The organism is Abyssibacter sp., assembly GCF_964229365.1.
In the GTDB taxonomy this organism is placed as follows: Bacteria; Pseudomonadota; Gammaproteobacteria; order Nevskiales; family OUC007; genus Abyssibacter.
Genome location: NZ_CAXRDQ010000030.1, coordinates 1 through 6,418 on the forward strand (window position 1 = coordinate 1; position 6,418 = coordinate 6,418).

A 6,418-nucleotide genomic window follows, 5' to 3' on the forward strand; every position below is an offset into this window, starting at 1 on the left:
ATTTTGGACGCCGCGTTCGATGCCTTTATCAGGCATGGCTTTCGCCGCGTGACGATGGGCGAGATTGCAAGGGCTGCGGGGATGTCGCGGCCTGAGTGGTACCTGGAATTTGCCAATAAGGAAGACATCTTTACCGCGGTCTTGCGACGGTATTCTGATGACTTGCTCAGTGAGATACAGGCAGGGCTGAAGGCGAGGAACACCCCAGCGGACCAGCTAATGTTCGTCTGCGACATCTGGGTAGTGCGGCCGTTCGAGATGGTCCAGCAGGCACCAGACGCCCAGGAATTGACCGATGCAGGTCACGCATTCGCTAGCGGGCTGATCGCGCAGGTGCACCAGCGCCTTGAGCGCATTGTTGCCGAGATCGTCACGAATGCTGGATCGCCATCCGCGTCAGCAATGCCGTCAGCCGCTTCGATCGCTCATGTGATGGTGACGGCTATTCATGGCTTCAAGGACCATGCTCAGGATCTCGCCGATCTCAAGAGATTGTGTGCAGATCTTGTCAGTCTGATTGCGGGTCCGGGTTCACGTTAGACGTTGAACTCGGTGACTCGATAGGCGAGTCCGCACCCCTGGGATCCCACGGGGTCGTGGGCGAGAACGCCTCTTCCAGGAATGCGACCATGGCTCGGACTTTCTGGGGAACCATGCGATGACTGGGATAGACCATCCAGATAGCGGATCGCGTGACCAGCGGCTTATCCGGTAGTACTTCCACCAACGCGCCGGAGCGGAGGCTGTGGGCGGCGTTCCATAGCGACTTGATGCCAATGCCGCCGCCGGCCTCGATGAACTGCCGCATGGCTTCGCCTTCGTTCATTACCACCGGACATTCGATTCCGATGGTCTCGCCGGTCTGGAATTCCCAGGTGCTGCGGTGTTGAAAGCCGATGCAATCGTGTTGGCGGAGGTCATCAATTTGCAGTGGTCTCCCGCGACGCTCTAGGTAGTCCGGTGCCGCGACCAGCACCCGCCGGTCCTTGGCCAGGCGCCGTGCAACAAAATTGCTGTCCTTGAGCGGCGCATTGCGGATGAGCAGATCAAAGGCGCCCCCGACGACATCCAGCACTTCGTCTGACAACCGCAGATCCAGGTCAACCCGCGGAAAGCGGCGGCGAAACTCGGCGAGCAGGGGCACGACATACATGCGCCCGAATGAGCCAGGCATGGTCATGCGCAGTAGGCCATGCGGGTCTTGCAGTCGGCCGACCAGGGCATCGGCGCCGGTATCGAGCGCATCCAGCGCCTCGCGCACATGGGGCAGAAAGTCCTCGCCGTGGGTCGTCAGGGACACCGCGCGGGTTGTGCGGTTGAACAGGCGCGCCCCGAGTTGCTCTTCCAGCTTGTTCAGTCGTGCGCTGGCGCTGGCAGGCGATAGGGAGAGGTCCTGAGCTGCGGTGGAAATGCCGCCGAGTTCGGCAATGCGCAGAAACAACCTGAGTGAGGTGATGTCCATTTATCAAATAAATACGAAAAAACATTCAGTAATTGTGGGAATTCTATTCGAATCAACGAGTCATTAGGCTGCCCACATCCATCCCAGTGAGCACAACCAATGAAAGCGATGATCCTTGATGCCTACGGCCCAGACGCGAAATTCCGCAAGACCGACCTGCCGATGCCGGAGCTGGGCGCAGGGCAGGTTCGGGTTCGCATTGCGGCCACCAGCGTCAATACCGTTGACACCATGATCCGCCAGATGGGAGCCGACCTGCCGTTGTCACCTGCGCCCCCTGCAGTGCTGGGCATGGACTTCGCCGGAACGGTCGATGCCGTGGGCGAAGGCGTGTCGGGTTTTGAAGTCGGCGACGAGGTGTACGGCTGCGCGGGCGGTCTGGCCGACATTCAGGGCGCGCTGGCCGCATTTATGGTCGCGGACGCCCGCTTGATTGCTCATAAGCCCAAGTCACTGAGCATGCGTGAGGCTGCGGCGATTCCGCTGGTCGGGATCACCGCCTATGAGGGCTTGCAGCGGGCTGCCGTGACGGCAGGGCAGCGCGTTCTGGTGCATGGCGGCGCAGGCGGCGTGGGGCATCTGGCAGTGCAGCTCGCCCGCTATTTTGGTGCGGACGTTTACGCCACCGGCCGCGGTGCCGAGTCCCTGGGGGTGATTGCGGGCTATGGCGCGACAGCCATTGATTATCGCGCCGAGTCTGTCGCGGACTATGTGCAGCAGCACACCGACGGCACGGGTTTCGATGTGGTTTTCGACACCGTGGGTGGCGATAACATGGCGAAGTCCTTTGATGCCGCCGCCCTCAATGGCCAAGTGTCGACAACCGTGGCCATGGTCGAACTGGATCTGACGCAGGCCCATTTCAAAGGCTTGTCAGTGCATGTTGTGTTCATGCTGATTCCGATGTTGCATGACCACAAGCGCGAGACGCATGGCGAGATCCTGACAGCGCTGGCCGAGATTGCTGATGCAGGCGGCCTGCAGCCCCTGCTCGACAAGTCCGCGTTCACCCTTGAGCAGGTTGGCGATGCGCATGCACGCCTGGGCAGCGGGCAGGCGATGGGCAAAGTGGTGGTGGACGTCAGTTAGGGGCGCGAGACCTGCCGGCGTAGCACCGACCACCAGGCCGATCAATGCGGATGCCACCAACTGGCGCTGGTGGCCCGCATTGCCCGACGCGGTTGCTGCCCGTCAGGCGGAGAGGTGGATAGCCCTCTCGTTCGGCTTAGCGCCGCCGCCGACCCATCGCCCACATCACCGCGATGATCGGCACCGCCAACCCGATCCAGGCGACGGCATCGGTTGGGTCGCCACCGAATAACGCGGCGATCAGACCGGCCAGGCTGAGCACCGCAATCAACATTGGTGCGCCGAAGATCCGTGCTGCCGCTAAGCGTGGTGCCATCGCCTAGCTCGTCCCGGATGCGCCGAGGAGTTCGGCTTCGGTCGGTCGCAGGCGAGCGGACGCGCGCTTGGCGAGCCACAGGTACAGCCCGCTGCCGAGGACAATAATGGTGAACACGTCCAGCAGGGCCCACGCCAGCTTGAGGCCCAGGCCGCCGTAATCGCCGAAGTGCAGGGGGCCGGAGAGCGATAGCGCCTTCACGTACCAGGGCATTGCGCGTACGGCGGCGAGCTGGCCGTGGCGGGCGTCGATCAGGGCGGGCGTGATCAGGTGTTTGGTGAGTGGCGTCGTGCCGTGCAGAAAGACGGCGTAGTGATGGTCCGTGGAGAAATCCCCGCCGGGGAAGGCGACGAATTGTAGAACACGGTCGGGCAGGGCCTGGCGTGCGGATGCGACCGCGGCATCGAGCGAACTCAGTTGATCGGGCAGCGGTGGTCTTTGGTCCGAAGCAAACGCCGTGGTCAGATCTGCGAGTTGATCGTTCTTCCAGTAGTCCAGGATGGGCGTGGCAAGGGTGTTGACGACGCCCGTGAGGCCAACGACCAGAACCCAGGCAATGGTCACAATGCCGAGCAGGTTGTGGTAATCCAGCCATTTGATGCGGCGAGAGCGCGATACGCGCAGCGTGCCGAATGCCAATTTGCGCATGAAGGGCGCGTAGAGCACCACGCCGGAGACCACCGCTGCCGTGAACAGCAGGCCCATGGCGCCCAGAAACAGCATGCCGGGCAGGCCGAGAAACATGTCGGTATGGAGTTGAAGCAGAAAGTCCATGACGCCGCCGGCATCCGGCGCTGGCGGTACCAGCTCGCCGCTGGTTCGGTCGAATGAGGCGAAGTGCATCTGCCGCCCTGGGGCGTCCGGCGTTGGGCCAGTGGTCACGTTGATCACCGGACGATCGCTGTCGAAGCTCATGAACAGCGGCACCTCGCCGGGCCGGTTGGCCAGGGCGTGATCCAGGACCGCGTCCAGCGACAGCATCGGGCCGTTCGGATTCGCCGGCACCCAGCCGCCGGCATCCAGCGCCGAATCAATTTCGTCGTGGAAGATCAGCGGCAGCCCGGTCAGGCACAGCATGAGCAAGAAGGCTGTGCAGACCAGGCTGCTCCATTTGTGGGTCCAGGACCAGGCCCGGATGGTTGTGCGCTGCATCAGATGGTTGGCGAACCGGCTGGTTTCAGAGTTCCACGGATGCCGACAGGATGAATGTGCGCGGCTCGCCTTGCACCAGGTAATTGGCGCCAGGGAATCCGCCGGTGGTGGCCCAGTAGTTCTCGTCGGTCACGTTGTGAATGCGACCGCGTAAGGTCACCGGCTTTCCGGCGAGCGTGACCGCCTGGCGCAGGCCGAAATCCAGCCGGGTCCAGGCATCGATGCGATTGCTGTTGGCGGCGTCCGTGTACTGCTCGTCGGTATAAACCACCCGGCCGTCCAGTGTCAGGCCAGCCAGTTGCGGCAGATCGTACTCGAGGTTGAAGTTGGCCTTGACCGGCGGCACGCCGATGGGCTCGTTGCCTTCGTTGGCGCCGTCCTGCGTGCGTTCGAGCTGGGCATCGATGTAGGTCGCGCCGCCGAGCAGCCGCAGGCCTGCCAGGGGTTCGCCGAACACGGCGAGCTCCAAGCCGGTGTGGCGACGTTCACCATCGGCCTGGAACACACCGTTTGTGACGATGGCGCTGGGCTGGGCCAGAGTGAACACCGCTGCGGTGGCGCCATACCGGGTGCCGTCAAACTTCGCGCCGAGTTCGATTTGCTGGCCGCGGTAGGGGTCTAGTATCTCGCCCGCATTTTGTACGGGCTGTCCCCCACTGGTGGCCGGCGCGGTCTCGCCCGGCTGCAGGCTTTCGGTGTAGTTGCCGTACAACGACCAGCGCGGGGCCGGGCGGTAAACCACCCCAAAGGCCGGCGTGACGGCGTTATCGTCATAGCGGGCGATCTCGGCGCCGGTGTCGTAGTCAAACGATGCGGTCTCGATGGATTGCCAGCGAGCGCCTACTGTCACCAGCACACGGCCGTCGAGCATTTCAAGCATGTCCGCCAGTGCCACGCTGCTGTTTCGGACCTCCTCGGTCTTCATCGGGTTGTTCAGATCGCCGCCAACGAAGAAATCGGCGGTAGGCGGTGGCACATCCATCGGGCTGTACAGATCGCCGGCGAAGCCAGAGAAGTCCGAGAACGCGTAGGCGTTGTCGGATTCGCTATGGAATGTCGCGGCGGAGACCGTCATCCGGTGCCTGACCACGCCGGTCGCGAATTCGGCGCGCAGGCCGGTGTCCGCCGACAGGACGCTGTCTTCACGCGTATTGTCGAAGCGATAGGCACTGGTGCTGCCATCGGGGTTCGCGTTGGGGTTGGCCAACACGTTGGCTTCTTCGCCGTCGCGGCCGCCGGCCGCAAGCCAGAACGTCATCGCATCGGACAGATCGTACTCGCCGCGAACCGCCGCGAAGAGTTGTCGTTCATCCGTGTAGGTCCAGGGCTGGGCATAGTTGCTGTCGGAATCCGGCGGCTCCGGTGGTGCGCCATTGGGCGTGACCTGCGGCCGGGGGGCGTCGACGCGGTGATCCTGATACCCGAGATCGGCCGACAGGCGCAGGCGCTCGCCGAGGTAGTCGAATCCGCTGGAGAACATGGATAACGCGCGGTCCTGGTCCTCGACGGCCGTTTCGCCATCGCGAACCACTGCGTTCAGACGAACGCCGTAGTCGTTCGCGGCGCCGAATGTGCGTGACAAATCGGCGGCGGCGTAACCGAGGGCCTTGCTCGAGACTCCGCCGGTCAGTCGTGTGAGCGGTTCCGGCGTGGAACGCTTGGGCACGATATTGAACGAGCCGCCAACCCCGCTACCGCCAGGCGCCGCGCCGTTAATGAAGGCATTGGCGCCACGGAACACTTCTACCCGCTGGCCGAATTCCGCGGCCAGAAACTGGCGGGGCAGGATGCCGTAGACACCGTTGAACGTCATATCGTCGGAAAACACCGGGAACCCGCGAACGACATAAAGCTCCTGAAAGTTTCCGAAGCCCTTGGCGACCTGAACGAACGGATCGTTCTGCAACACGTCACCGATACTGGTCGACTGCTGATCCCGCACCAGCTGGGCAGTGAATGCCGTGCTGGAGAAGGGCGAGTTCATGTAGTCGAGATTGCCGAGCAGCCCGGCGCGGGCGCCTCTGGCCACCTGATCGCCGGCGTAGCGATCCGACAGTTCCACCTGCGACGCGTCCCCAACCACCTCATAGTCATCCAACTCTTGAATATCAGCCTCGTTCGCCGACCGCTCGGCTTGCGCGAACAATTGGGCGGGAAGCAACGACAACCCCAGGCAGAGGGTCGCGACGGACACAGACCGATGGCGCACGAATGCACTCCTTTCGACTAGAAACGAAATAACAATGCGAAACATTCGCATGTTCGTTGCGGAGTGGCAACTAAGCGAGGGGGGTGTGGGAATCGATCGGAGCCTGGACAAACGCCGGCCACCGGAACAGCCAAGCACGGGTCGGAATACACCTGCTTGAAATGGCGCGCCCGGCAGGATTCGAACCTGC

The 6,418-nt window shown here is 62.9% G+C and carries 6 protein-coding genes; 2 read left to right on the plus strand and 4 right to left on the minus strand.

Translation table 11 applies throughout. The features are described from left to right. The coding region (locus tag ACE1EY_RS04415) for a TetR/AcrR family transcriptional regulator (protein ID WP_370299576.1) at nucleotides 1–540 on the plus strand (540 nt) is incomplete at its 5' end. On the opposite strand, the gene ACE1EY_RS04420 is transcribed toward ACE1EY_RS04415, so the two are convergent. Further along, the gene (locus ACE1EY_RS04420) at nucleotides 509–1,462 is read right to left on the minus strand and encodes a LysR family transcriptional regulator (protein WP_370299577.1); all 954 of its coding nucleotides are present in this window, start codon (nucleotides 1,460–1,462) and stop codon (nucleotides 509–511) included. The genes ACE1EY_RS04415 and ACE1EY_RS04420 overlap by 32 nt on opposite strands. A gap of 99 nt (nucleotides 1,463–1,561) precedes the next feature. Between ACE1EY_RS04420 and ACE1EY_RS04425 the strand changes: the two genes are divergently transcribed. After that, entirely contained in the window at nucleotides 1,562–2,551 is a 990-nt protein-coding gene (locus ACE1EY_RS04425) for a zinc-dependent alcohol dehydrogenase family protein (RefSeq protein WP_291512521.1), read from the plus strand. Between the two features lie 136 nt (nucleotides 2,552–2,687). Here ACE1EY_RS04425 and ACE1EY_RS04430 read toward each other — a convergent pair whose 3' ends face one another. The 3 genes from ACE1EY_RS04430 to ACE1EY_RS04440 are packed head-to-tail and all read right to left on the minus strand — an operon-like array spanning nucleotide 2,688 to nucleotide 6,228. Beyond that, a complete protein-coding gene (locus tag ACE1EY_RS04430; protein ID WP_291512520.1) occupies nucleotides 2,688–2,867 on the minus strand; it encodes a hypothetical protein in 180 nt (59 codons plus the stop codon). A gap of 3 nt (nucleotides 2,868–2,870) precedes the next feature. Next, nucleotides 2,871–4,019 carry a PepSY domain-containing protein gene (locus tag ACE1EY_RS04435; protein ID WP_291512519.1) on the minus strand — a complete coding sequence of 383 codons (1,149 nt, stop codon included), beginning with the start codon at nucleotides 4,017–4,019 and terminating at the stop codon, nucleotides 2,871–2,873. A gap of 25 nt (nucleotides 4,020–4,044) precedes the next feature. After that, nucleotides 4,045–6,228 carry a TonB-dependent receptor gene (locus ACE1EY_RS04440; RefSeq protein WP_370299578.1) on the minus strand — a complete coding sequence of 728 codons (2,184 nt, stop codon included), beginning with the start codon at nucleotides 6,226–6,228 and terminating at the stop codon, nucleotides 4,045–4,047. Nucleotides 6,229–6,418: the final 190 nt, after the last annotated feature.

Bases quoted from the DNA above. Each gene is read 5' to 3' on its own strand.
- ACE1EY_RS04420 (WP_370299577.1), bottom strand. From the start codon at position 1,462: ATGGACATCACCTCACTCAGGTTGTTTCTGCGCATTGCCGAACTCGGC.
- ACE1EY_RS04425 (WP_291512521.1), top strand. From the start codon at position 1,562: ATGAAAGCGATGATCCTTGATGCCTACGGCCCAGACGCGAAATTCCGC.
- ACE1EY_RS04430 (WP_291512520.1), bottom strand. From the start codon at position 2,867: ATGGCACCACGCTTAGCGGCAGCACGGATCTTCGGCGCACCAATGTTG.
- ACE1EY_RS04435 (WP_291512519.1), bottom strand. From the start codon at position 4,019: ATGCAGCGCACAACCATCCGGGCCTGGTCCTGGACCCACAAATGGAGC.